The following is a 25382-nucleotide window of genomic DNA, read 5'->3' on the forward strand; positions in this document are numbered from 1 at the left end:
CAGGCCGATCTGACTGAGTTCGAGACGGTGTCCGTCACTCAGCGCTCGGAAGAGCCTTTTCCCGAGGGCCGGCTGAGTAGGAGCCACTACCTCGCGACCCACCGCCATCTCTTCCAGGACGTCTATGTCTGGGCTGGCAAGGTGCGGACGGTGCGCACCGGTAAGGAAGGCAACTGGTTCTGCTATCCCGAGAACATTCTCGGCGAGCTCGACCGGGTCTTTCGCTGGCTGAAGGACTACCACTACTTGCGCGCGCTTACGCCGGAGGAGTTCGCGGCAGGGGGCGCGTACTTTCTGTCCGAACTGAACGCCATCCACGCTTTTCGCGAAGGCAATGGCCGCACCCAGAACGCCTTCTTCGCACTGCTCGCCGCCCAAGCCGGGCACCCTATCGACTTCGACAAGCTGGACCCCGAAGCCTTCCTGGAGGCGATGGTTCACAGTTTCACAAGCGACAACCGCCTGCTCGAAGCGCAAATCCTTGACCTGATCACGTAGGTATCCGCGCACGGCTGCGGTCCTTGGCTCGATGATACATCTCCTCGGATGTTGTCGTGTGTCATCCGAGGTTTTGTATCATCCGAAGTCAGAGCGCCGACGGCGGCGCGGGCCCTACCTTCGAGCATCTTCGGATCCGCCTTCAGGTCCACCTGTTCGCGCTTTGCGCGCGTCCAGTCGGTCCAATCCGGTTGCACGAAACACTGCACCTCTAAGTCACTTAATTCATTGGACTGTCTGCCCAATGAATCCAGTCCATCATGGGGGCGACGGACAGTCTATGGGCTTGATAGTTCGGCATTCTTCGCAGGTTCAACAGATCAGGTCGCGGGTACGCACGGGGTTCTACGACGTTCGACGACGCTTTTCGCGGCTTTTCGTTCCGCCCGGTCGCGCGCCGCGCGCCTGGACCTTGTCCTGCTGGCGTGGAGCAAGCCAACGGGACAAGGTCGATTCCAGGGGGCGGCGGGCGGCGGCGGCGCGACCAATTCCTGCGACTGCGCGACCGTCAGGCCTCAGTCCTTCAGCGGACGGGCGACCAGGCTCTCGAAGGCGTTGGTCATCAGGTACCGGGCCTGCGGGAGATAGTCGCCCATCACCGCCTTTTCGGTCCCGAGCTGCCTGACCGCCTGGATCGATCGGCCGAAGGCCGGGTCGGCGAGCATGTTGCGGATCTGGATCACGCCGGCGTCGGGATCGCCCGCCCCGTCGCCGTCGTCGGCCAGCTTCAGCCAGGCGACGCCGCAACCGGCCACGGCGTTGCGCGGGCGGTCGGCCTCGCGACTGATGGCGATGGTGTAGTAGCCGTCCTTGTCCAGCGGGACCTCTTCATCGAAGAGACAGGCCGTGGCCCGGGTGTTGGCGAAGCCCTGGTTGGAGCAGATCGACCAGTAGCGCAGTTGCCCACGCCCCATCAGCGGCTCGCCGCCGAGCGTACGCGCGGTGGTCGGCATCTTGCCGCGCAGCATCAGCAACCGGCCATAGCCGCGATTTACGATGGTGCGGATGTAGTTGTTGTCGGGGTTCGGAAAGAAGCCGCCCTCGCTCTTGCGCGCGCCCGCCGGCGGTTCGCCGGTATAGATGCCGAGCAGCGCCTTGCGGTCGTACTGCACGTACCAGGTCGGCGGGCTGGTGGCCGGGTGATAGGCCGGTCGGCCCGGCTGGCGGGCCATGGCGTTGAAGACGTCGAGCGGAATGGCGACGGCGGCCGCCGACAGCGTCGGCGTCTGGGTAGTGTTCATCGCCGCGCACGCCGCCTCGCCGGTCAGCCGGCGGCCGTCGGCCAGCGTCAGCACCGGAAGGCGGGGTCGAAATCGGGCTCTTCTCGCAAGCCGACCGCTCGGCCCGGCTCGCCCCCATCGTCGAGGGCGGCTGGGCCACCTGGCTTGCCTGTTTCCACGACGCGCCGCTGCCGCACGACCTCTGGACCCGGCCGGACACCCGGCTGCTGGCCTTTCCGGCCACGGCGGTGCGGGCGCTGGCGGCGGCGTATCCGACGCTTTACCCGCGGGTGATCGAGCGGATCGGCGTGCGGATGCGCGATCTGATCGGCGGAAACCTGGCCGCCTCGCTGCACCGGCCCGAGGGCCGACTGGCCTATCTGCTGGCGGTTTCGGCCCGTGATCGCGCAAGCCAAGGCGACGGCCCGGTCGAGCTGCCCCTCACCCAGGAGCGGCTGGCGGCCATGGGCCTCGGCGGGCGTCAGCGGGTGGCGCGCCTGCTGCGCGCTCTGGCGGGCCGCGGCCTCGTCGAATGCCGCTATGGCTGCGTGCGCATTCCTTCGCTGCGCGCGCTGGAGGCGTTCGCGCTCCCCTGAGCATTGGCGGCGCCCGAACGACACCTATCGCAGAAACGAGGGATTCCTAGAGCCGCCCGAGCCGGCTCATCCATCCGCCCAGGTCGGAGCCGCCCACCTCGGCCATGATGTCCTCGTACACCTCGTCGGGCTCGTCCTGCCCGAGCTTGAAGCGTCCAGCCAGCGATACGATGCGCGCCTGAAAGGCGACGACGCCGCGGCGCAGACGTTCATAGCGTGGCCCCATCTCGTCCGCCGACCAGGGCCGCGGGCGGTCCTTCTCCATGGTCTCGACAAGCCGCTGCAGAGCCTCATCAACGCCCGCCGGATCAAAGACGATGTCGGCCTCGATCTTCAGAATCGCATAGTTCCAGGTCGGCGCGCGGCTGCGATCCCGGAACCAAGACGGCGAGATGTAGCCATGCGAGCCCTGGAAAAGGACGTACGCCCGTGGCCGCTCGCGCAGCCGCGCCACATGGGGATTGGCCCGCGCCATATGCCCGGTCAACCCGACGAGCCGACCGTCGCCGTCAAGGTCCGGAAGCAGCGGCAGCGGGGTGGCGGCGAACGCCTCGCCGCCGGAGACCAGCCAGGCCATCGGGTATTCCCGGACGAGGTCGATCGCGTCCGCCTCGGTCCAGTTGTCGAAGGTCCCGCCGGCCATCCGTCGCCTCCCCTCGCGGCGTTACGGCCTGGGCCGCAGAGCCAGCTCGCCGGGTCGGCTCCGGAGTCCCCGCCCCAGCACCGCCGCCGTCTCGCGCGCCGCCGTCTCGGCCTCCTCGACCACGCCCGACCAGTTCAGGAAGCTGTGGGTCAGGGAGTCGTAGTTCAGGTAGATGGCGCTGACGCCGTCGGCCTGGAGCCGGCGGGCCAGACGACGCCCCTGGTCCCGCAGAGGATCGAACCCGGCCGTGACCACGATCGTGGCCGGCATCCCGGCGAGCGAGGCGTTGGACAGGATCTCCGCATCCTTGGCGACCCGATCGACCGGCTTGGGGAAGGTCAGCTGCGTCACTGCCTCCATGAACCCGCGATCCAGGCTGTAGCCCTCGTCGAACAGGTCGTAGGACGCCTCGTCCTGCCCCAGGCTGACCGCCGGGTAGTAGAGCAGCTGATAGAGCGGCTTGGGTCCCTCGCCCTTCGCCGCGCGCAACGAGGTCGAGAGGGCGAGGTTGCCGCCCGCGCTGTCGCCCCCGACAGCCATCCGAACCGGATCGCCGCCGAAGGACGCGGCGTTCGCGGCCGCCCAGCCGAAGGCGTCCTCGGCGTCGTTGTGCGCGGCCGGGTACGGATGCTCCGGGGCCAGCCGGTAGTCCACCGAGACCACGATGACCTTCGCCTCGTTCGCGATCAGGCGTACGACGCGGTCGATCGCCTTGACGCTGGCGAAGACGAAACCGCCGCCATGGTAGTAGACCAGCACCGGCAGCGGGCCTTCAGCGCCGACCGGTCGGTAGATCCGCACCGGAATGGGGCCGTCGCGGCCTGGGATGTTGCGATCCTCGACCGCGGCCATCTCCTGCGTGACCTGGGTCCGCATCGCCCAGCGCCGGTCGACCGAAGCGCGGATCTTGGCCCGCTTCTCGGGCGTGTCGAACTCGGCGAGGACGGCGTCTCGCGTTTCCGGCGGGCCGGCCTTGCGCGTCCGCTCCATGAGGAACTGGAGCTTGGCGTTCAGCCGCTGCCCGTCGACGACCTCGCGCGGCCCCTTCAGCTGTGCGGCGAACCAGCTCTCCGGCCGCTGACCGAGCGTCAGCTCTTCTCGTTCGGCCGCGGTCAGCTGCATGTCCGGCGGCGACAGGACCGACCGTGCGGCTGAGGGCTGCCCCGCGATGGCGGGAGCGGCGAGGCCCAGGGCGGCGGCGAGCGTGACCGCCCGCGCCAGGGTCAAGGCGTGCGCCTTCATGTTGATGATCTCCTAGAAGCGGGCGCTGAGTTCCACGCCCCAGGTGCGTGGCGCGGTGAAGCGGCGGGTGCGGGTTCCGAAGATGTCGCCGCCGTAGATCTGGACGTTGTCCTCGTCGAACAGGTTGCGCCCCCAGAGCGCGACCTCCCAGCCCTGGGCGTCGCGGGACAGGGCGATGCGGCCGTTGACGTAGCCCTGCTCCGGAATCTTGTCGAAGGGCACGGTGACGCCGCCGACGACGACCGTCTCGAGGTTGTCGATGTCGGAATAGTAGGACCCGCGATAGCTGTAGTCGGCGTGCAGCAGCAGCTCGAAGTCGTCGCCGATCGGCCGGACGTAGGTGACGCCGAGCGCGGCCTGCACCTTGGCGGCGCCCGGCACGCGCTTGCCGCTGGCGTCGGCGCCGCCCGAGCCGCCGCCGGGGAACGAGGTGAACTCGACGTCCTGGAGGCCCAGGCTGGCGTCGATCGACAGGCCGCCGCCCGGGCGGAACACGCCCTCCAGCTCCACGCCGCGGCTGCGGACCTCCGAGGCGTTGCCGATCACGATGGCCACGCCGCCGCCGGCGAGCTGCTGGAACTGGTCGACCTGGTAGTTCTCGAAGGTGGTCTGGAAGGCGGTGACGCTGAAGCTCAGACGCCGCTCGAACAGCTCGCCCTTCAGGCCGCCCTCGAAGGACGACGCGGTCTCCTTCTCGAACTCCAGGTTACCCGGGAAGATCGTCTTGCTGACGAAGTCGAGGTTGTAGCCGCCGCTCTTGTAGCCCTTGGCGTAGCGCAGGAAGCCCGTCAGACGCGGCTGGAAGGCGTAGGTCGCGGTCACCGTCGGCGAGAAGTCGCGGTCGACCCGCGAGTCCGAGAACCGGCCGGTCGCCAGACCCAGCGCCGGCAGGCCGGCACCGTTGATCATGTAGTCGACGACCTTCTCCTCCCAGGACCAGCGGAAGCCGGCGCCCAGCGTCAGCTTCTCGGTGATCTCGTACTCGGCGTTGCCGTAGAGGGCGATGTTGCGGGTCCGGAGGTCGCCCGCGGTCGGCAGGGTCGTGCCCGGCGCCACGCCGAGGGCCGGCCCCAACGAGCCGACCCGCCCGGTGCGCTTCGTCTCGCTGTCCTGCTGGTACAGATAGAGGCCGGCGACATAGCCGAGCGGGCCGTCTCCGCCCGAGACCAGCTGGAACTCCTGGGTGTACTGGTCGTAGCTGTCGTCGAAGTCGACTGACAGCAGGTCGAGCGGCGAGTAGTCGAGATCGTTGGTGCTGAAGAAGTCGGTTGAGCGCCACGCCGTGATCGACTTGAACGTCGGGCCGCTCGCCAAGCGGTAGGCGATCTCGACGGCCGCCCCGTAGACGTCGCGCTCGTCGCGGTTCTGATGGTCGAGGTTCACCGTCCGCGGCTGGAGATAGCCGGGCGTGAGCGCCGTCCCGAACGTGTTGGTGAAGGCGTTGCCGTACTCGCCCGCCTCGCGCGCGACCAGACCGTCGGCCGAGATGTTGACGGAGAGAGCCTCCGTCGCCTCCCAGCGCAGCTGCGCCCGCCAGGACCAGACGTCGCGATTGCCGACCGTGCTTCCGTCGTAGAGGTTCTTGGTGAAACCGTCGCGCTGGGCCCGGTTGACCGACAGCTTGGCCGCCAGCGTATCGGAGAGCGGCAGGTTGTAGCGGGCCGTCGCCTGGATTTCCTCATGGTTGCCGAGCCGCAGGCCGACATAGCCCTCGCGATCGAAGGACGGGCGGCGCGAGATCAGGTTGATCGCGCCGGCGACAGTGTTCTTGCCGAACAGCGCGCCCTGCGGCCCGCGCAGAACCTCGACCCGCTCCAGGTCGACCAGTTCCTGGTTCAGGGCCGGCGACTGGCCCAGGTAGACGCCGTCCATGTAGACGCCGACGCGGGTGTCGAAGCCGATGTTGCGGCTGTTGGCCCCCACGCCCCGGATGTAGACGGCCGAGTTCAGCGAGGTCGAGGAGTCGATCGCCAGGTTCGGCACGTGGCTGCTCAGCTCGGACACCTGCTGGATGTTCAGATCCTTGATGGCGTCGGCGCCGACCGCGGCGACCGAGGCCGGCACGTCCAGAAGCCGCTGCTCGCGCCGCTGGGCCGTGACGATGACCTCCTCGACGCTCGCCGCCCCGTCATCCTGCGCGACCGCCGGCGCAGCGACGCCGAGCGCGCCGCACAGCGCCGTCGACGCGAGCAAAGCTCTGCCGCTGAAGCTCTTCATGTCACTCCCCCTTTTATGGTTATAACCGAAACATTATTCTGTTTCGGTTTTTGTGCAAGCCGGGATTGACCGCGGGCTCCAGGCCCGCGACATCAGGTCAGGAACGAGGAGATCGGCGGGTTGGCGAAGTCAGGCACGACGAGGACCGGGGCGCTGTCGCAGCGAAAGGCGCCGGTTCAGGCGCGCGGGCGGCAGAGCATCGACGATCTGCTCTCCGCGACGCAGCGCGTCCTCGTTCGCGACGGGCCGTCGGCCCTGACCACGCCGGCGATCGCCAAGGAGGCCGGGGTCTCGGTCGGAGCGCTGTACCACTTCTTTCCGAACAAGGAGTCCCTGATCCTGGCGCTCTACGAGACGAAGCTCGGTGAAATCCGGGCCATCGTGGAGACCCCCATCATCGCCACCGGCGACTGGCGCGCGGACATCGGCGGCTGGCTGCGAGCGATCAAGGCCAAGGAAGCCGAGATCGGCTACGGCCTGGCGCTGAACGAGGCGATGGACCACTTCCCCAGCCTGGAGGCGGTCACCCGACGCCACCAGTCGGCGCAAGCCGCCGGGATCGCCCAGCAGTTCAAGGCGCTCGGCTCGCCCTGGCCCGACAACGCGCTGTTCGACCTGGCGCTGTACGCCTACTTCCTGAACTCCGCCGCCTGGCTCTACTGGGCCTACGCCGGCGAAGAGCTTCCCCAGGCGGTCGACCGCCTGGTCGCGACCGCAACCGCCCTGGTCGCCCCGGCCTTCGAAGGCGGCGCGCCGCCGACCCGCAAGCTGGCGAAACCAGCCGGCTGACCGGCTCGGACGGTTCATGTCGGTAATTTAATCCTGCTGCTCAGAACGCCCGCCGCCGGCGCTGAACGCCAGCACGGCCTGGGCCTCATGGATACGGACGCCACGGCCGCCGCATGACGCTGCGCCGGTCGGCGCCTCGCATGCCACGGGTTTGCCATTCTCTGGTGGACAGGAGGGTCGCAGGACGCCCGCGCGAAACCGGGAGCAACGCAACCTGAGAGGTTCGCGGACGCCGGGGGTCCGAGACAATGATCCTCATCATCTGGAGAGCAATGGATGAGCCCCCCTGCGACCTTCGACCTTGCGGCCGGACGAACACTTGCGGTCCGGACCTGCGCCTTCATTCCCCTGGCCCTGCTGGCGGCCTGCGCCTCATCGCCCATGACCCGCAGCGGCTCGTTGAGTTCCTACTCCGGCCTGACCCCCTCCAACCGCGCCTCGACGAACTCCCAGATCCGCGTCGACAAGGAGGAGGTCCTCGCCGCCAAGACCGTCCGGATCTCCGCCACGCGGTTCGGCGACGGCGTCGGAGCCGGCCTGACCGAGGAGAACCGCGCTCTGGTGGCCAATCGCGTCGATCGTGCGCTGTGCAAGACCTTGAGCACGCGGTTCGACATCGTTGACGTCGCCAGCCCGGCCGATCTCAGCATCCAGGCCACGATCACCCGTCTCGACGCCACCAACAAAGTCGCCGCCGCCGGCTCGATGGTCGTGGGCTTCGTCAGCCCGATCCCGATCGTGACGCCCCGCATCCCCATCGGCCTGGGCAGCCTGACGGTCGAGGCCGAGGCCCTGGACGCGGAAGGCAATCAGCAGGCGGCGATGATCTGGTCGCGCGGCGCCCAGATGGTGTCGATCGGGGACTCGTCCAGCGTATCCGAGATCGGCGACGCCTATCAGCTTGCGGCGGCCTTCGGCGAGAACTTCGGCGACCTCATGACGAGGGGCGAGTCGCCGTTCAAAGGCTCTCCCGTGAAGCTCCCCACGTTCGGGAAGAAGACCGACGACGCCTGCGACGCCTATGGGACCGAGGGCGGCGTCGCCGGATTCTTCGCGGACAGTTTCGGAATGCCGCCCAGCATGGCCGACAAGGGCGCCAAACCCGCCGCGAAGCCCGAAGCCCAGCCCCCGGTCACGACCGACCGATAGCCGTCCGCGGCGCGTCCGCCCTCGCCCGCAAGGCGCGGGGGCGGGTCGCCCCTAACCCGTCTTTCCCACCGGCAGGACCAGCAGCAGGCAGGTTCCGCGGTCGACGGACTCCCAGGCGACGGTCCCGCCGATGGCCTCCGCGCGGCGTTGTTGGTTGACCAGACCGCGCCCGGTCGACGGACGCCCGCGATCGAAGCCCCGGCCATCGTCGCGCACCCGGATCTCGACCCGCCCGTCCCGCGCGCTCACCGAAACCGCGACTTCGCTCGCCTCGGCGTGCTTGAGGATGTTGGCGAAGGCCTCCTGCAGGATCCTCAGGATGTGCAGCGCGTGGCGATGGTCCAGCCATTCGAGCGGCGGCACCTCCCCGGCGTTCCAGGACAGCTTCACGCCGCTGGCCTCCAGGCGCGGCTGCAGACGGAAGCGCAGCGTGGCCAGCAGCAGCAGCAGGTCGGTCTCGACCGGCTCCATGGAGTCGATGGTCAGCTTCAAGTCGTCGATGCAGCCCCGCAGCATGCCGACCAGATCGAGATCGGCGGGAGCGCCGCCGCTCTCCAGCGCGCGAAGGGCGCCGACGAGCGTCGACCCCAGTCCGTCGTGCATGTCCTGCATCAGGCGCTGACGCTCCTGGTTCAGGAGCTCTCGGTTTTCGACCTCGCGCAGGCGAGCATGACTGGCGGTCAGCTCCGCCTCGCGCTGGGCCAGCCGCAGGGCCAGATCCGCCTTGGCTCCCTGCGCCGTCTCCAGCGCCTCCACGTAGAGGCGGAACATGATGTACCAGAAGATGATGGTGAACCCGACGCCGGTGAAGTTGGTCAGGAACACGCTTTCGATGTTCACCCGGTTCTGCTGCAGCGACCAATCGTAAAGGCCCGCCGCCAGGGTCACGAGTCCCCAGGCCGACAGCAGCATGGCGAAGTTCGACCCCGCCCGGGCCGATTGCCAGGCGCCGTTGACGCCCAGGACCAGGCCCAGGAGCAGCATGTTGATGTAGACCAGCGATGAAATCAGGGTCGCATCCAGCAGGCCCGGCAGAGTCGCGATGGTCCAGAACACCGCGTTCAGGACGACGAACAGCGCGAGGCGCGGCTGGCGGGCGCGGTGCAGCTGGGCCGAGAAGAGGTGCAGCACGACCAGCATCCAGCAGAGCGAGTTGACCGTGATCCAGCCGAACCAGGCGTCGGACACCGCCAGCGGATGCGTCCCCACGAAGGTATGCAGCATCCGCAGGAAACAGACCGCCGACATCAGGAAATAGAGCAGATAGATCGCCTCCCGCCGACGGCTGAACCAGACGAACAGGGCGAAGATCCCCGTGGCCAGGAAGGCTGCCGCCGACAGGGCCGGCAGGCGGACCTGGAAGAACTCGCGCAGATAGTACTGCGGCGCCAGTTGCTCATGCGTCCCGAACCAGACCGAGGAGAAGGCGCCGCCGATCCCGCGGACGTGCTGGAGTCGGATGTCGATGGTCCGAGGCGGGTGTGAGATCGTGGTACGCGGCAGAGCGATCAGGATCGGCTGGTTCGAGCCGTTCCACTGCAGATTGGCGTGCGACTGATAGACCAGCCGCCGGTCGGCGTAGATCGCCAGGGTTCCGTCCGACTTCCAGCGCGGGATGTAGAGATAGAGCTGCTCGCCGTCGTCGGGCGGAGGCGAGGCCTTCAGGCTGTACCAGGTGACCTGGGTGGCGATTCGATCGGGCGACGGATCGGCGCTCGGCACCCAGGCGGGAGACGACGCGTGCGGCAGCGCTACGACCGATCCGCCCGCCGGGACCTGGTCGCTTGTGGGCGGCGGCGCCTGGTAGCCGACCGTGTCGACGACGACCCGCCGCGCGGCCGTGATCCGCTCGGCGTCCGAACGGGCCTGGAACAGCAGGCCCAAGGCGATGACGACCAGGACGGCCAGGACGAGAACCGCCAGCGCCCCCCAGCGCCGCAGAAGCGCCGCCCCCCTAGAGAAGGCCATGGGCGCGGGCTTCGAACACCGCCTCCGTCTTCGAGCGCACTTCAAGCTTGGTGTAGATGCGGCGCACGAAGGTCAGGACCGTGTTCCGCGACACGCCCATCAACTCGGCGATCTCGTCGAACGAAAAGCCGCGGGTGATCAGCTGCAGCGTCTCCTTCTCGCGGTCGGACAGGTTGGGGATCGCCGATTTGTCAGCGACTTCGGCCGGCCGCTCGTCGGGACGGAACCGCATCAGCACCTGGCGGGCGATCCGCGGACTGATCGGACTGCCGCCGGCGTGCAGGATGCGGATGTCCTGGACGATGGTCGGCAGGGGGCTGTCCTTGAGCAAATAGCCGCTCGCGCCAGCCTCGATCGAGGCGATGACGTTGCGTTCGTCGGCGAAGGTGGTCGAGACCATGATCGCGCAGGTCGGCCAGAGCGCGTGGGCTTCGCGGATGACGTCGATGCCGGAGCCGTCGGGCAGGCCCAGGTCCACCACCAGCACGTCGGCGGGGGATCCGGACAGCATCTGCCGCGCCTGGGCCACCGTGGCCGCGACGCCCGAGATCGAGAGGTCCGACGCGTCCGTCAGCGCGCTGCGGAAGGCCTCCTGAAAGCCAGCGTCGTCCTCCACCAAGGCGACGGTGAGCGGCGGCGTCGCCTCGGCGCTCATGTCAAACATCCCTGTTCCGCACCGTGAAACCCAAGCCCGGCAAGGTTTCGCAGAGCCCGCGCGAGTCAGCGTCATCATAACTTGCGACAGCGCGAACATTGCTCTGCGAGCCGCCGCGCGGCAACTAGGCATCATCCTGATCGCGGAACGGCTGGGCGAAGCATCAGGGCGGAGGCGCAAGCCGTGGTTTCGTCGGAAGGCCTTTCGACATCGTCGCTCGTGGAACTGGTCGGCCTCGCGACCGAAGCCGCCGTGCAGCCCGAGCAATGGAACGGCTTCCTCGAAAAGCTGGAGGACCACTTCCCCGGTTCCCGGATCACGCTGTTCGGACACGAGGACGGGCGGCCATCGTCGGCGCTCAGCTTCTGCCGCAACTTTCCTCTGGAATATCAGCAGGCCTACGCCGAGCACTATGTGCGCACCAGCCCCTACGTCCTTCGTGGGCTGGAGCGACTCTCGGTCGGTCGAGCCAGGCTCTCGGAAGACGTCATCTCGATGCAGGAGCTCGAGACCACCGAGTACTACAACGACTTCATCCGGCCGCGCGGCCTGGGTTGCTACGCCGCCGGCGTCATCATCGAGCGGAGCCCGCAGCGCATGGTGGCGCTGTCGCTGGTCGACCATGACGACGACCCGGAGCGGCGCACGCGGCAGCTGCAGCTCCTGGACCTGCTGACGCCGCATGTCTCGCGCGCCTTCCGCCTGCACACCGTGCTCGATCGCGAGCGTCGGCAGTCCCGCGCCGCGCTCGGCGTGTTCCAGACCTGGGCCCACGCCGCCGTGGTGCTGGCGGGCGACGGTCGTCTGGTGACCATGAACGAAGCCGCCGAGGACATCGTCGCCTCCCGCGACGGCGTCATGCTGGCGCGCGACGGCCGGCTGCGGTCCCTGGTCGACTCGGTCAACGCCCGACTGGACAAGGCGGTCTTCAACTGCGCGCACCATCTGCAGGCGGACGGACTGGCCCTGCCCCGCGTGAACGCTTCGCCGCTGAACGCGATGATCGCCCCCTTGCCCTACGGCGCCGACCCGGACGGCGGTCCCGGCGCGGTCTTGGTCATCCTGGTTGATCCCGACCGGCCGCATCGCGCGCCGATCGACTGGATCGCCAGGCGCTTCGGACTCGCTCCGGCGGAGGCGCGGCTCGCGGAGCTGCTGGTCAACGGCGAGTCGCTTGCCGAGGCGGCGGCGGCGCTGGACATCAAGTTGAGCACCGCCCGCACGCGTCTGAAGGCCGTTCAGGCGAAGACGGAGTGCCACCGCCAGGCCGACCTGACCCGCCTGGCGATGTCCGCGCCGCCTCTGCGCGCCTGATCCGCCTGAGGCGCTGCGGTCAGGCGGCCGCCCCGGCCCGCTCCACGCGAGCCTGGACCCAGGCCGCAATGACCAGCCAGATCACGTGCGTCGCCATCATGTAGCGCCCCGCCCAACCGATCGGGACCTCAGGCCCCAATCGCCCGCTGGCCGGCATGAAGGTCGCCATGACCACCACCACGGCGACGAAGCCGCTCACCGAGATCCCCGCGCCCAGCCACATGAGGCCGGCTTGGCGGCCCTGAACGCCCCCGGCGCGGGTCATGCTCCAGGCGGCGAAGAGGGCCGCGAGCGGCACGCCGTCGGCAAGCACCGCCCCGACGCCGTGCACCATCCCGGCGACGGTCGTGGTCTGCGGCGTGGCCAGGACGCTGTCTCCGGGAAAGATCGCGGCCAGGGCGAAACCCAGGAAGCCGAGGACAAGGCCGATCCGGGCCACGACGCCCTGCCACCCCTTCAAGGCGCGCCGCCAGGCGACGAACAAGGCGCCGCAGGCGGCGGCCAGCGCCAGAAAGGCGATGGTCATCACCGCGCCCTGTTCGCCGATCGCATGCTCGCTGATCGGCGTCCACGACGGGTCCAGCCCGGGGCGCAGGACGTGGGTCGCGGCGAAGGCCAGGACGAAGAGCGCGCTGAGCCCCAGGACGGCCCGGGTCCAGCGGGAGGGCCTGGCCGCCGCAAGATCGGTCGACAGGCTCATCACACCGCGCCTCCGGCCGGCTGGGCCGTGTCGGCCAGAACCTCGTCCAGCCGCTCGTAGGTCTCGTTCATGCCGCCTTCCATGCCCGACTGGAGGTGGCCGTCGCGGTGCTCCTTGTTCTGGTAGACCATGCGCGACGTCAGGACGGTGAGACCGTCGACCGCCTCGAAGTCCAGGGTGACGACGTAGTCGGTTCCAGGCATGGCTTCGAACAGTTCGGTCCGCGTGAGGCTGTGCGGCGCCCGGATGTCCTTGAAGACCCCTGAGAAGGCGATCAGCTGCCCGTCCGGCGCGGCGAGCACCCAGCGCCAGGTTCCGCCGACCACGAGGTTGATCGTGCATTCCGTCATCCGCAGAGCCCGCAGCCCATACCAGCGCTTGACCAGCTCCGGCTTCGTCCAGGCCGCCCAGACGGCCTCGACCGGGGCGTCGAATGTCCGGCGGATCCGGGTCTCGGTGTCGGACACCAGGGTCAGTTCGGCCTTCCGCATGTCAGTTCCCTTCCGCTTGAACAGAGATTTCGGCGAGGAGCGCGTCCAGGCGCTGGAAGGACTCCTCCCATTCGTCGATGTACCGGCGCGACCAGGCCTCGACCTGCTTCAACCCTTCCGGATTGAGGCGGCAGGGCCGTCGCTGCGCGTCCTTCCGCTGCAGGATCAGGCCGGCGTCGAGCAGGACCTTCACGTGCTTGGAAACATTCGGCAGCGTCATCTCCAGCGGCTCGGCCAGCTCGTTGACCGTCGCCTCCCCGCCCGCAAGCTGGGCCAGGATCGCGCGCCGCGTCGGATCGGCGAGCGCGCTGAAGATCGGTCCGATCGTGTCGCCGTCACCCATAATGTCGCACTCAGTTAATGTCGCTATCAGTTAAATAAAGGATCGGCGAACGCCGTCAAGAGCCTCTTCACGCCGCCTCGGACGGCTGCGGGCCGTGGCCTGCGGCCTGGACCGCGGCCGCGTCATCCGCGACAAACGGCGCCGAGGTCGGGCTGGCGTGGAGTAACTCTGTGTTTTCGAGACGGATCGACGACTATTGGACCGAACGTCTGGGTCCCACGCCGCCGGGCTTGTCCGTCGACAACCTCGCCGTCGCGATCAGGGATCATGTCGACGACGCCTTCCGGGTGATGATCCTCCTGCCTGCGACCGGGCCGGCGCGCGCGATCCTGACGCCCGAAGTCGCGGACCTGATCGGTCAGTCCGATTCCTGGACGCTCGCGGGATTTCAGGAAGCGCTGGTTCGAAACGGCGTGGTCCTCCATGGGGCCGACTACATCTTCTACGCTCCGGAAGAGGCCCTCGTGGAAATCGTCTCTACGCCCGCCCCGGCGTCGGTCCGGCGACTGACGGCGGACGATGCCGACCTCTTCGCGGTCTTTGAGGGGGCGGCTTCCGCGCGGGACCTGGAGGACGCATCCGTCGCCCTCGACGACTGGGCGGCGTTCGGCGCCTTCGAGAACGGGCGGCTGGCTGCGGTGGGCAGCCTGTATCCCTGGAGAGGCGGCGCGACGTTGGCCGACCTCGGCGTCCTGACCCTCCTGGCGGACCGGGGCAAGGGCCACGCCAGGGCGCTGGTTCACGCCATGGCGCGCCACGCCCTTGCTAGCGGCTTGTCGCCCCAGTACCGGTGCCAGCTCGACAATCAGGCGTCCGTGGCCCTGGCGGCCTCGGCTGGGTTCAGGCTCTACGGAAAGTGGACTGTTGAAGCGCCCGACGGGACGACGTGAGCCTTCCCCGAAACCTGTCAAAGCTTTCATTTGCCGCACCGAGGAGAAGCGGAGAACCTCGCGCGCCTTCTCAACGGAGCCTCCCGATGTTTCGCCCTGCCGTCCTGCTCGCCGCCGCCTTGGCGCTGAGCCCCCTCGCCGCTGCGCCGGCCTTCGCCCAAACCCCGGCCGCCGCCGCGCCGACGACCGCGCAGGCCGAAGCCCTGCTGAAGAAGACCATCGCCGATATCCAGGCCGGCAAGCCCGACTACGCCAGCATGTCCGAGGGCCTGGTCACCGCGATGAAGGAGCAGGCCGGCGCGACCGAACAGCTCAAAGCGCTGGGCCCGGTGAAGACCCTGACCCGCGTCGGAACGGGCGAGAACCCCTGGACCTGGACCGTCGCCTTCGAGGCCGGCGTCTCCCTGAACTGGATCCTGGCCATCGGTTCGGACGGCAAGATCGCCGGCCTGCAGGTCGTGCCGGCGACCTGACCGCAGGCCCGCGCGGGGATCGCGCCCAACGGTGCGATTCCCGCCGCATCCCGTCGGCCGCCTTGCGGGCCTGCGGGCGACGCCCGATGTTGCGGGCATGATGATCGGCATTCTCGAAACCGGCGGACCGCCGGACAGCCTGGCGGATCGCTACGAGGGCTACGGCGACATGATCGCCGCCCTGCTCGGCCCAGGCGCCCGACCCCGCGTCTACGACGTCAGGGCGGGAGACCTTCCCAGCGCCCCGGACGCTTGCGCGGGCTGGGTGGTCACCGGCTCGGCCGCGGGGGTCTATGACGACGATCCCTGGATCCCGGCGCTGAAACGATTCCTGCAGGACACCTCTGGCGGCGCTCCGATCGTCGGCGTCTGCTTCGGCCACCAGATCATGGCCGAGGCCTTCGGCGGCCGGGTGGTCAAATCGCCCAAGGGCTGGGGCCTCGGTCTTCACCAGTATGACATCGCCGCCGCCCAGCCCTGGATGGACGCCGCCACGCCGATCCGCCTGCCCGTTTCACACCAGGACCAGGTCGTGGAGATCGGCCTCGGCGCGGTGGTGGTCGGCGGCAACGCGTTCACCCCCTTCGGCGTCCTGGCCTATCCCGACCGCAACGCCGTCTCGATCCAGGCCCACCCCGAGTTCGCGCCCGATTACGCCCGCGCCCTGATCGAAAGCCGCCGCGGCTCCCGCATCGACGAAGCCTTCGCCGACGCCGCGATCGCCACGCTCGACCAGCCCAACGACAACGCCCGCGTGGGCGGCTGGCTGAAGCGTTTCCTCGCCATCTCCTGAATTCGCAATCCGGAACGCGGAAGGGCCGCCCGGGATCGCTCCCGGACGGCCCTCCGTCTGCTCTGGATTTGCGAGCGGCTAGAACTCGAAGGAGATCTGGCCGGTCAGCTCGCTGACGAAGTCGCGCCCGCTGGACAGGTTGCCCTGGTAGTCGAGGCTGAACTTCGAGCGGTTGCGCCGCAGCTCGCCGCCGATGCCGATGAGCCACTGATCGCGCTCGAACGGATCGGCGAGCACCGAGAAGAGCGGACCGCCCACCCAGTCGTCGTACGACAGCTTGGCCAGTTCGGAGTCCTTCAGCTCGCGCTGGTACTCGACGCGGAACCGAGGGGTCAGCAGGCCGAGATCGGTCTTGAACGTCCGCTCGCCGCGGGCGCCCAGGGCGATCTTCAGCGAGCTGAGGTCCTGGTCTTCGTAGCGCAGGTTGCCGGCGCCGGCGCCCCGCTCGACATAGGCGTCGAGCGTGCCGGTGATCGACGAAACCCGGGCGTAGGGCGAGATGAACAGGTCGCCGCGGCGGAAGTCCCAGCCCGCCGAGACGGACAGGATCAGCTGGTCGCCGCTGCGGCTGCCGACGGCGTAGACGTCGGTCGGCGTCAGGACCCCGGCCGACACCTTGCGGCGCGTGTCGAAGTCCAGTTTGCCGTAGCCGATCATGCCGTCGATGAAGGCCCCGTCGACCGGCTGCAGGCTGGCGTACAGGACGCCGAAGTAGTTCGACGCCTCGACGCTCGAGCCCCTGGACCCGACATCGGCCGTGCTTTGGCCGAAGCCGCCGCCGACGCCGATCGCCAGACGTTCGCTCAGCCGCAGATCGGCGCCCAGGCTGAGCCCGCCGGTGGTGAAGTCGAACTTCGGTCCGCCGTTCTTGGCGTCGCGCCGCCCGAACTGGATCGAACCGCCGGTCCAGATCGAGACCTGGCCTTCGCCGGCCACGCCCGAACCGGACGCGCCGCCGCCGCCAGTTCCGCCGCCCGCCATCAGCCCGCGCGGATGCGCCAGGCCCTTGGTCGGATCGGCTGCGGCTATATCGGCCATCGCCTGCGGGCTGAAGTCGAAGCGGCGGTTCATGTCGATCTCGCGCTGCGTCCAGGGATCGACCAGCCCGCCGTCGGCGAAGCCGAAGCCGAGGGTGATCCCTTGCTGGAAGCGGCGCGATCCGCCCGAGTGGAGGCTCTCCATCCGGCGACCAAAGTTGCCGATCTGGGTTTCCGCCATCCGCAGCGCAGCGTCGGCCTGGGCCGTCACGATGCCGCGCACGTCGGGATCCTGGCTCGGGTCAGGGCGAGCCTCGACCTTGACCGTGACCACGCCCGGCGCGGAGACGCCGGAAGCGTTGCTCAGGGTGTAGATCACCGTCGCCGAACCGGAGAAGGTCCCGCTGGACTTGAACGCCAGCGAGTAGCCGCGCGCGGCGGCCGTTCCGGTCTCGACGATCTTCGCCTCGCCCGCCCCGGCCGGCGTCACGCTGACGACGGCGGCGGCGGTGAAGGGCCCGCCGCGGGCGCCCGCGGTCAGGTCGACGACGACCTCCCGGCCCTGGATCGTCGACGCCTCGATGGGCGCGGCGAGCTGCGGCACGGCGGCCTTCAGCGACAGGGTGAAGGCCTGGGCGACCGAGAACGGCCCGGTCCCTGTCGAGGAGTCGGTGGCGGTGACCGTGAAGCCGAAGCTTCCGCCCACCGTCGGGACGCCCGAGAGCACCCCGGCCGGCGACAGGGTCAGCCCCGCCGGCAGGGCGCCGGTGGTGACCACGAACCGATAGGGCGCCGTTCCGCCCGACGCGGTCAGCGTCTGGCTGTAGGCGACCTTCTCCTCGCCGTTCGGCAGCGTCGTCTGGCCGAAGACCAGGGTCGGCGCCGGAATGGTCAGGGTCACCGTGGCGCCGGCCGCCGCTGCACGAGCCGTACGCGCCCTCGGGTTGTTGGCGATCGGGACCGCCACATAGTCGAAGCTGTCCTGGCCGAAGTAGCCCGGGGTCGGCGTGTAGGTCACCTTGAAGCCGTCGACGGTCAGGGTCCCGTGCGAGGGCTGGCGGGTGATCTGGATGCCCGAGGCGTACTGCACCGACGTGGACAGGTCGATCTCGGCCGAGCCGCCGCCGTTGGGCGTCGGCTTGATGTCGACGGTGACCTCCTTCGGCTCCGCCACCGGGGCCGGCGGAACGCCGACGGTGAACGAGTAGGAAGCCTGAGTCCACGCGCCGAGGCCGGTGCTGGCGTCGACGGCCTTGACGGTGAAGGAGAACGACCCAGACGCCGTCGGGACGCCGGTGATGGCCCCATCAGGCGAGAGAGTCAGGCCCGTCGGCAGCGCGCCCGACATCACCGAGAAGGTGTAGGGAGCAGCCCCGCCCGTTACGGTCAGGACTCCGGCGTAGGGAACTGCCTGCCTCATCTCGTTCGGAAGGACCGGGATGATCCTAAGATCCGGCGCATTGACCCGCACCGAAACCGTGGCGACGTTCGAGAGCTTGCCGCCGCCGCTCGCCGTGTAGGTGAAGGTGTCGGCGCCCACGTAGCCCTTGGTCGGCGTATAGGTGATCACCATTCCGCTGACACTAGCCACGCCGTGCGCAGACTGGGTCACGATCTCGACCCCGGTCGGCGTCTGGCCGCTGACCGAGAAGGTCATGTCCATCGCCGTCGGTTGATCGTAGTCGGCCGTCTCCACACGATCTGCTGCGACCGGACGGATGCCCTCCACGACGCCTTCGTAGAGGCGCTGGATAGAAGCGGGACCAGTCCCTCCAGTCGAATCTGACGCCGTAACGGTGAAGCTGTAGGGGCCAAAGCTAGCAGGCGTGCCGGAGAGCACGCCCGTGCGGGCGTCCAGGCTCAGGCCGTCCGGCAGCGCTCCAGCCGTCACCGCGAAGCTGTAGGGCGCGACGCCTCCGGTGGCGATCAGGGTCTGACTATAGGCCACCCCTTGAACAACATCGGACAACGTCGCAAGAGCCAGGGCAAGCGTCGGCTTGGCGATCTCAAGGGTGTAGTCCTGCGTCGCCACACGCCCATAGTCGACGGTCGACTTCACAGTGAACGAGAAGACACCCGCTTCCTTTGGCGTGCCTTCGATACGGATCGGGGCGCCGTTGCCGTTTATCGACAGCCCGGCCGGAAGGACGCCGTTCAGGATCTGATTGGTCGACCCCAGCGGCGGCGAGAGCTTGATGTCCTGACGATAGGGACGTCCGGCGACGCCTGCCGCCACCGTTTTGGTCTCGATGGTGATCGGATCCAGGTAGTTGAACCAGAACTGCGACCGTCCGGACCCAGTGGGAGACTCGACCGTCAGGTATCGGAGCTTCGTGCCGTCATTCACCGTCCCAGCGGGCGCAACCGCGGTAATCTGAGTGTCGCTTAACACCGTGAATGAGGTCGCCGGCGTATCCCCGAACTTTACGCCAGTCGCACCGGTGAAGTTCGCGCCGGTAATGGTGATCTTCGCGCCGCCTTCCGGATAGCTGAACGCCGGGGTGAAGGAGGAAATCGCAGGCGGCTCGCCAAAGGCGAACCGCGTTCCGGCTCCCGGTGCGCTAGCCCCATTTGCGCTGACGACCTTGACCTCCACGACGTCGCCCTGACGGCCCGGAGGGCTGTTGAGCAAAATCAAGGTATCGTGGACAGACCTGAACGGGACGCTCACATCGCCGAACAGAACCTGCGTCACCGCGCTGAAGCCGAAGCCAGACAGGTTGACATAGGTGTCGCCGGCGACGGCACCTCGCGGCGGGCTCACATTGGTCAGCGTCGGCGCGCCGCCTTGGTAGGTGAAGGTTCCTATGGTGGGGCCGGTATAGCCGTTGGTGTTGACGTAGACGCTCACACTACCGTTGCTGCCCGGAGGCGAGACCGCCTCAAGCAGAGTTGGGCTCACATAGGTCACACTCGCGGCAGGCTTGTCGCCGAACGTAACAGTTGATTCCGGCAGGAAGTCCCTGCCGTTGATGCGAACTGTCGTGCCGCCAGTCGCCGGCCCGCTGCCGGGGTTGACGGACTCGACAAGCGAACCGCCGACGTAGTTGAAGACGCTCGCCGAGCTGATCGCGCTCGTGCCCCCGGCGCTCGTGTCGTCGTGGGTGATGACGCGAACGTTGACGCGCCCCCGCCCGGCCGGCGAGACTGCCGTGATCCGGGTAGGGCTGACTACGACGACGTTCGTCGCATAGGCCGTCAAATGGTCCGTGAAGGCGACTTTCGCGTTGCTGGAGAATCCCGTCCCATCGATCGTGATCGGGGTTCCGCCGGCGGCCGGCCCGGTCGCCGGAGAGATCGCCGTCACCGTGGGAACGCCGGCGTAGGTGAACCGAGAACCGGAGGTGATCGCGCTCTGGCCTGCACCGTTGGTGACCTGAACATCAACCGTCTCGCCCGTCACGCCGGCGGGAGCGGTGATGGTGAGGGAAGTCGCCGTCCGGGAAACGATCGCCGCATCCAGCGCGCCGAACCGCACGGCGGTCACGTCGGCAAGATAGGCGCCCGCGATCGTCACGCTCGCCCCAGAAAGCGCGACATGCGGCGAAACGGAGGTGACCACCGGGAGCCCGGGATAGGTGTAACGCGAACGGGCGTCGGGCGTGCTGGTCCCCATGATCGTCGTGATGACGACGTCCACGGACTGCCCAGGAACGCCGGCGGGAGGCGTCAGATAGATGTTGTAGGCGTCGCTGACGCGAACGACCGCGGGCGCGCCGCCGAATGTCACACTCGTGGTGTCCGCGAGCGCGCTGCCGTTGATGCGCAACTCCGATCCGTTGGGTTGGATCGACGAGATCGTCGGAAGTCCCACGTAGGTGAAAGCCTTGCCGGCGCTGGATCCGCTCGGCGTGGTCACCACGACATCCACATCTCCGGCCGCTCCCGCCGGAGCGACCGCCGTGATCCGGCCGCCGCTATCGACGGTGAACGAGGTCGCAGGCACGCCACCGAACGTCACCGCCGTCGCGCCTGTGAAGGCCAAGCCATTGACCTGGACAGTGGTGCCGCCAAGGACGCTGCCCTTGGCTGGAGCCAGATTGTTGATGACCGGCCCGCCGTCATAGGTGAACAGCGACGCCGCCGAGGTTGCGCTTACGCCACCGGGCCCCTGGACGGTCACGTGAACCTGACCGGAGCCGTTGGGAACACGAACGGTCAAGGCCCAGGGATAGGTGTTGCCGATCACCGCAGCCTGAACGCCGCCGAATTTGACGACCGGAGCGTTGCCGAAGTTGCCGCCCGAAATAGTCAGCACCGTTCCGGCAGGGCCGCTGCTCTGACTGAGGCCCGACACGACCGGTTTCGGCAGGTAGACGAAGGTCGCGGACCACGGGCTCGTGTTCTGGCCATGCGTGTTGCGCACGACGATATCGACAGTGCCCGTCCCGGAGGGCGAGGTGGCGGTGATCTGAGTGTCGCTCTCGACCGTGAAGCTGGCGGCCGGCTTAGCCCCGAACAGCACCCGGTTCACGCCAGTGAAGTTGCCGCCCGTGAGACGCACGACGGTGCCGCCTTCTTCCGGGCCGGAAGTGGGGCTTGCTGAACGGATGGCAGGCAGTTGCTCGTAGCTATACTTGCTGTTCGCGCTGGCCGCCGTGACACCGAGAGGCGTCGTCACGACGACGTCGACGACTCCGGTCCCCGGGGGGTCACAGCCAGGATCCGACTGCTGGACACAACGACAAAGGTCGCACTGGCGGAACCGAACTGGACCGCAGTCGCGCCGCCAAGGTTGTAGCCGTAGATCTCAATCTCATCGCCGCCCGTGGATGGGCCGCGGCTCAGTCCCAGGCTGTTTACGCGAGGCTCGCTCACGTAGGTGAAGGCCGTCGCAGGCCCGGTCGCGCTAACACCGTGCGGCGTGGTGACGGTCACCTGCTGTTGGCCGACGCCGGGTGGCACTGCGGCGACGATGAAGTCTTCGCGATAGAAGATCGCGTTCGGCGATGCGACCTCGCCGAACTTGACGGTCAGCGGCTGAGCAAAACCGACGCCGTTGATCGTCAGCATGTTGCCGCCTTCAGGCGCGCTTTCGTTGAAGCCGATCGAACTGACGATAGGAGCGCCGAGAACGTAGAACGATGCCGCCGTGGCGGTCCCCATCGGGGTCGTCATCGCGACCGGGTGACTGCCGGAAACGAGACCGCCTGGGACTGTGACCTTCAGCTCCGTATCGCTCGTGACGCTGAAGCTGGCTGCCACACCGCCGATGGTGACGGACGTCATCCCGGTGAAGCCGACGCCGGTGTAGGTGATCTCAGACCCCGCGGGCCCACGATAGATCGTGGCGGTGGTGACCTTGGCGGGCCCCGTCGCCCGATAGATCGTCCGAGCGGTCTCTCCACTTGCGCCGGTGACGATGATGTCGGCGCTCACCCCCTGGGCCACCGGACGGGTCGTCAGCGTAATCTGGCCGTCGCTGTCGACGGTGAACGGCACGCCCCAGCCGGCGAAGCTGACGCCTCTCGCGCCCGTGAAGTTCTGTCCGGTCAGGACGACCTGACGCGTCTCAGAATGCAGGCCGTAGCCCGGGTTGACCGAGGTGATGACCGGCGCTGCGGCATAGGAAAACTTGCTGGCGGCGGTGACCGGGGTGGATCCATATGAGGTGGTCACTACAACGTCCACTGTCGTCCCAGCGACGCCCGGCGGCGTCCGAACCTCAATGAACGTTGGATCTTCCCGCAACGTCATGACCTGCGTTCCGCCGAATCTTACGGTGATCCCGGGGCCGGGTATCGGACGAAGGTTGACGCCTGTAATGGTGACCGTCTCGCCACCAGCGACACGCCCCGCGGAAGGGCTCACGCTCGTTATTTCGGGCGCGCCCTGCCCATATTGAGCCCACGCCGGCGTCGGCGTCGCCCCCAGCGCGCCGACGAGCAGCGCCGCGCACCAGGCGAACGCCAGGCCGACCGCCTTCAAGGGAGAAATCCAAGCCGCGCGCGAACCCGCGCGCCGCGCGAAACCGCGCAACGCCACCGAAACCATACTCAACGCGGCAGGAGCCGCCCCCCTTCGGCGCCCAGAAAACGGGCGCCTCGTACCGTGCCGCTAGCAAACCGGCCGCGACGCCTCAAGCTAACAATTCGTAAAAATGCAACCTCGGCGCTCTAACGTCCTGATTGCGTGTAACTTTCGCCTGTCGTTAGAAATCCAGGCGTTGGCCGCTGGGGCGTTCGAAGCGGGCGACGAGGTCATGGAGCTCGCCCGGGAACAGCAGGCGGACATAGGTCACCCCCTCGCGCCCCCGCCAGGTGCGACGCTCCAGCGACAGGCAGGCCCCAGCCTGGTGGATCCCGAGCAGCTTGGCCGTCGAGCGGGACACGTTGACGGCGCTGATCCGGTGCTCGGCCTCGGTCCAGGGGACGAAACCCAGCAGCCAGGTGCCCGGCGGGGTGATCGTGAAGTCCACCGCCTCGGCTTCCGGCGTGGCGGTCAGGCCGATCAGCCGCTCTTCCAGCGCGAACGGGCGGCCGGCGGCGCGATGCAGGCAGCGCAGGGCGACCACGCGGCCGGGCGTGGCCAGCTCCAACTCCTCGGCGTCCTTGCGCAGGGCCCTGCGCACGCGGCGCGACAGCAGCTCGTAGCCGTAGACCTCGCCCCGGCCGATGATCTCGGCCTGGATGTCCGGCACGTCGAGCACGGCCGAGTGGATCCGCGGCCGGGAGACGAACGACCCCGCCCGGCGCTTGCGCACGATCAGGCCGCTCTCGGCCAGCGGGGTCAGGGCCTTGTTCACCGTCATGCGCGAGCAGCCGTACTGGGCCATCAGCTCGTGCTCGAACGGGATGCGGTGGCCGGGCGGCCAGTCGCCCGACAGAATGCGCTCGGCGATGTCGGAGCGGATGCGTTTGTGCAGGGTTCCGCTCGTCGTCATCCGCCCCTCCCCGACTAACCCGCCCGCGACTTGCGAGCGTCACGCATCCGTTCGATCGGGTCCAGCACCCAGGACACGTCCGACCGCCGGAAGGCCCGGAACAGCAGGATCAGCCCGCTCAGCGCCAGCCAGGTCACCCCCGTCGCCACCGTGATGATCAGCGGGTGGTTGAAGTTGTCCCGATCGGTGTAGTCCATGATGTGGATCATCCAGAAGATGTCCCACAGGCGCCAGGAGTCGTTGCGGCGGGCCTCCTCCTTGCCGGTCGTCGCCGAGACCATGACCGTGGTGTGCTCCCGGTCGTCGAACTCCACGCGCCAGACGGGCAGCGGCACGCGGCGGGTCTCGACGCTGGCCTCGGCCACCTTGCGCACCGAGACGATCCTGGCGTCGCCGCTGTAGGCCGCCGCGGCTAGAGCCGAGGCGCGGGCGGCGTCGATGATCACCGGCGCGCCGCTGACGGCGTCGATCAGCTTCGTGCCGGCCGGCGTGGCCGCCTCGTAGACGAAGCCCTCGCCGAGCGGGCGCAGCTTCAACCCCGTCACCGGCGCCCCGAAGGCGCGCTCGGCGGCGGCCAGCGGCAGAGCCTGCTCGGGGGCGACCATCACCGCCGGTTCGCGGATGGTGTGCTCGCTCTCGATCTTGCTGTGCGGGATCAGGGCCATCATCGCCCCGCTGATCGACCACAGCAGGAACTGCAGGCCCAGGATCAGGCCGAACCATTTGTGCAGGGTGCGGATCAGGAACATCAGGCCGCTCCCCCGGCTTGCACGGGCTTGGCCTTGGCGGCCGCCTTGGCCTTGGGCCGCTTGCGCTTGCGGAAGCTGTAGAACAGCAGCCAGGCGCCGGTCAGCGAGCCCGCCACCGCCAGCCAGGTGAAGATCCGCAGGAGCAGGTTGTTCATGTCGGTCCGCTCCTTGTAGTCCATGATGTGGAACATCCAGACGAAGTCGAACCCACGCCACAGGTCATGCCGCTTGGCCACCAGCAGGCCGGTCTGGGGCGAAATGTAGAGCGTCGGCCGCCACATCCCCTCGAACTCGACGCGCCAGATCGGGACCGGACGGCCCTTGATCTCGCTCGGCGCCTCGTGGAGCAGGTCGATCGTCTTGACCGCGCCGTCGCCGGCGTAGTGCGCCTCCGCCCGGCTGCGGGCGGCGCTCTCGCCCAGGGGCGACAGCTGGGCGCCGGTGCGGGCGTCGAACAGGCTGCGCTCCATCGGCGTGTCGACGATGTAGACGGGCTGGCCGAGCTGGCGCTCGAGGCGCACGCCGGTGGTGGCGCCGGGAACCAGCGAGGTCGGCTCGACCAGGCCGGCCAGAGCGATCGGCTCCGCCTTGGCCGGCTTCACCAGATGGTCGCCGTGAATGATGTCGATGTGGATCGCCGTCATATAGAGACCGCTCAACGTCCAGAGCACCGCCTGAACGCCGATGATCAGCGAGAGCCATTTGTGGGTCTGCCGGGCCAGTGCCGGCAAGCGCAGGGCCATTTGAGTCTCACCCGAAAAGGAAAGTCCGCCGGACGGGGCGAGGGATCCC

At 68.4% G+C, this 25382-nt stretch carries 22 protein-coding genes; 8 read left to right on the forward strand and 14 right to left on the reverse strand.

The genetic code is table 11. From position 1 onward, the window contains the following. Positions 1-27: 27 nt before the first annotated feature. Complete coding sequence (locus tag CSW64_RS15425; RefSeq protein ID WP_216361189.1) at positions 28-498, forward strand: Fic/DOC family protein; 471 nt, start codon at positions 28-30, stop codon at positions 496-498. Positions 499-1013: 515 nt separating this feature from the next. On the opposite strand, the gene CSW64_RS15430 is transcribed toward CSW64_RS15425, so the two are convergent. After that, the gene (locus CSW64_RS15430) at positions 1014-1793 is read right to left on the reverse strand and encodes a hypothetical protein (protein WP_099622932.1); all 780 of its coding nucleotides are present in this window, start codon (positions 1791-1793) and stop codon (positions 1014-1016) included. Between the two features lie 173 nt (positions 1794-1966). On the opposite strand from CSW64_RS15430, the gene CSW64_RS15435 reads away from it, so the two are divergent. Continuing rightward, positions 1967-2314 (forward strand): Crp/Fnr family transcriptional regulator, encoded by a 348-nt coding sequence (locus CSW64_RS15435; RefSeq protein WP_150131431.1) that lies wholly within the window; start codon positions 1967-1969, stop codon positions 2312-2314. A 46-nt stretch (positions 2315-2360) separates the two neighbouring features. Here CSW64_RS15435 and CSW64_RS15440 read toward each other — a convergent pair whose 3' ends face one another. From CSW64_RS15440 to CSW64_RS15450, 3 genes are read right to left on the reverse strand one after another with little or no spacing between them, the layout of a single operon-like run. Continuing rightward, on the reverse strand, positions 2361-2957 hold the full coding sequence (locus CSW64_RS15440) for an FMN-binding negative transcriptional regulator (RefSeq protein WP_099622934.1): 597 nt from the start codon (positions 2955-2957) through the stop codon (positions 2361-2363). Positions 2958-2978: 21 nt separating this feature from the next. Further along, positions 2979-4199, reverse strand: a complete 1221-nt coding sequence (locus CSW64_RS15445; protein WP_099622935.1) for an alpha/beta hydrolase — start codon at positions 4197-4199, stop codon at positions 2979-2981. 12 nt (positions 4200-4211) lie between these two features. Further along, positions 4212-6416 carry a TonB-dependent receptor gene (locus CSW64_RS15450; RefSeq protein ID WP_099622936.1) on the reverse strand — a complete coding sequence of 735 codons (2205 nt, stop codon included), beginning with the start codon at positions 6414-6416 and terminating at the stop codon, positions 4212-4214. Between the two features lie 120 nt (positions 6417-6536). On the opposite strand from CSW64_RS15450, the gene CSW64_RS15455 reads away from it, so the two are divergent. Continuing rightward, positions 6537-7205: a TetR/AcrR family transcriptional regulator gene (locus CSW64_RS15455; RefSeq protein ID WP_216361190.1), complete on the forward strand. Its 669-nt coding sequence runs from the start codon at positions 6537-6539 to the stop codon at positions 7203-7205. Between the two features lie 276 nt (positions 7206-7481). Further along, on the forward strand, positions 7482-8354 hold the full coding sequence (locus CSW64_RS15460; RefSeq protein ID WP_099622937.1) for a DUF3313 domain-containing protein: 873 nt from the start codon (positions 7482-7484) through the stop codon (positions 8352-8354). A gap of 51 nt (positions 8355-8405) precedes the next feature. Here CSW64_RS15460 and CSW64_RS15465 read toward each other — a convergent pair whose 3' ends face one another. Next, complete coding sequence (locus CSW64_RS15465) at positions 8406-10322, reverse strand: sensor histidine kinase (RefSeq protein ID WP_099622938.1); 1917 nt, start codon at positions 10320-10322, stop codon at positions 8406-8408. After that, complete coding sequence (locus CSW64_RS15470) at positions 10309-10977, reverse strand: response regulator transcription factor (RefSeq protein WP_099624290.1); 669 nt, start codon at positions 10975-10977, stop codon at positions 10309-10311. Before CSW64_RS15470 ends, CSW64_RS15465 begins: the two co-directional genes overlap by 14 nt. A gap of 183 nt (positions 10978-11160) precedes the next feature. Between CSW64_RS15470 and CSW64_RS15475 the strand changes: the two genes are divergently transcribed. Then, complete coding sequence (locus tag CSW64_RS15475) at positions 11161-12291, forward strand: helix-turn-helix transcriptional regulator (protein ID WP_150131432.1); 1131 nt, start codon at positions 11161-11163, stop codon at positions 12289-12291. Between the two features lie 19 nt (positions 12292-12310). Here CSW64_RS15475 and CSW64_RS15480 read toward each other — a convergent pair whose 3' ends face one another. From CSW64_RS15480 to CSW64_RS15490, 3 genes are read right to left on the reverse strand one after another with little or no spacing between them, the layout of a single operon-like run. Then, positions 12311-12991 (reverse strand): DUF998 domain-containing protein, encoded by a 681-nt coding sequence (locus CSW64_RS15480; protein ID WP_099622940.1) that lies wholly within the window; start codon positions 12989-12991, stop codon positions 12311-12313. Further along, the gene (locus tag CSW64_RS15485; RefSeq protein ID WP_099622941.1) at positions 12991-13482 is read right to left on the reverse strand and encodes an SRPBCC family protein; all 492 of its coding nucleotides are present in this window, start codon (positions 13480-13482) and stop codon (positions 12991-12993) included. The genes CSW64_RS15480 and CSW64_RS15485 overlap by 1 nt, the downstream gene beginning before the upstream one ends. Position 13483: 1 nt before the next feature. Next, positions 13484-13825, reverse strand: a complete 342-nt coding sequence (locus CSW64_RS15490; RefSeq protein ID WP_099622942.1) for an ArsR/SmtB family transcription factor — start codon at positions 13823-13825, stop codon at positions 13484-13486. A gap of 170 nt (positions 13826-13995) precedes the next feature. On the opposite strand from CSW64_RS15490, the gene CSW64_RS15495 reads away from it, so the two are divergent. The 3 genes from CSW64_RS15495 (at position 13996) to CSW64_RS15505 (ending at position 15981) form a co-directional block, all read left to right on the forward strand. Then, positions 13996-14715, forward strand: a complete 720-nt coding sequence (locus CSW64_RS15495) for a GNAT family N-acetyltransferase (RefSeq protein ID WP_099622943.1) — start codon at positions 13996-13998, stop codon at positions 14713-14715. 86 nt (positions 14716-14801) lie between these two features. Continuing rightward, positions 14802-15188: a hypothetical protein gene (locus CSW64_RS15500; protein ID WP_099622944.1), complete on the forward strand. Its 387-nt coding sequence runs from the start codon at positions 14802-14804 to the stop codon at positions 15186-15188. Between the two features lie 97 nt (positions 15189-15285). Beyond that, entirely contained in the window at positions 15286-15981 is a 696-nt protein-coding gene (locus CSW64_RS15505; protein WP_099622945.1) for a glutamine amidotransferase-related protein, read from the forward strand. A gap of 78 nt (positions 15982-16059) precedes the next feature. On the opposite strand, the gene CSW64_RS15510 is transcribed toward CSW64_RS15505, so the two are convergent. The 5 genes from CSW64_RS15510 to CSW64_RS15530 all read right to left on the reverse strand — a co-directional run bounded on the left by CSW64_RS15510 (position 16060) and on the right by CSW64_RS15530 (position 25333). After that, complete coding sequence (locus CSW64_RS15510; RefSeq protein WP_099622946.1) at positions 16060-21579, reverse strand: IPT/TIG domain-containing protein; 5520 nt, start codon at positions 21577-21579, stop codon at positions 16060-16062. Further along, positions 21576-22952, reverse strand: coding sequence for an IPT/TIG domain-containing protein (locus CSW64_RS15515; RefSeq protein ID WP_099622947.1), 1377 nt, complete (start codon positions 22950-22952; stop codon positions 21576-21578). Before CSW64_RS15515 ends, CSW64_RS15510 begins: the two co-directional genes overlap by 4 nt. A gap of 157 nt (positions 22953-23109) precedes the next feature. Beyond that, positions 23110-23841, reverse strand: coding sequence for a histidine utilization transcriptional repressor HutC (hutC, locus tag CSW64_RS15520; protein WP_099622948.1), 732 nt, complete (start codon positions 23839-23841; stop codon positions 23110-23112). A gap of 14 nt (positions 23842-23855) precedes the next feature. Beyond that, on the reverse strand, positions 23856-24590 hold the full coding sequence (locus tag CSW64_RS15525) for a PepSY domain-containing protein (RefSeq protein WP_099622949.1): 735 nt from the start codon (positions 24588-24590) through the stop codon (positions 23856-23858). Next, complete coding sequence (locus CSW64_RS15530; RefSeq protein ID WP_099622950.1) at positions 24590-25333, reverse strand: hypothetical protein; 744 nt, start codon at positions 25331-25333, stop codon at positions 24590-24592. The genes CSW64_RS15525 and CSW64_RS15530 overlap by 1 nt, the downstream gene beginning before the upstream one ends. Positions 25334-25382: the final 49 nt, after the last annotated feature.

Source organism: Caulobacter mirabilis, assembly GCF_002749615.1.
Lineage (GTDB): Bacteria > Pseudomonadota > Alphaproteobacteria > Caulobacterales > Caulobacteraceae > Caulobacter > Caulobacter mirabilis.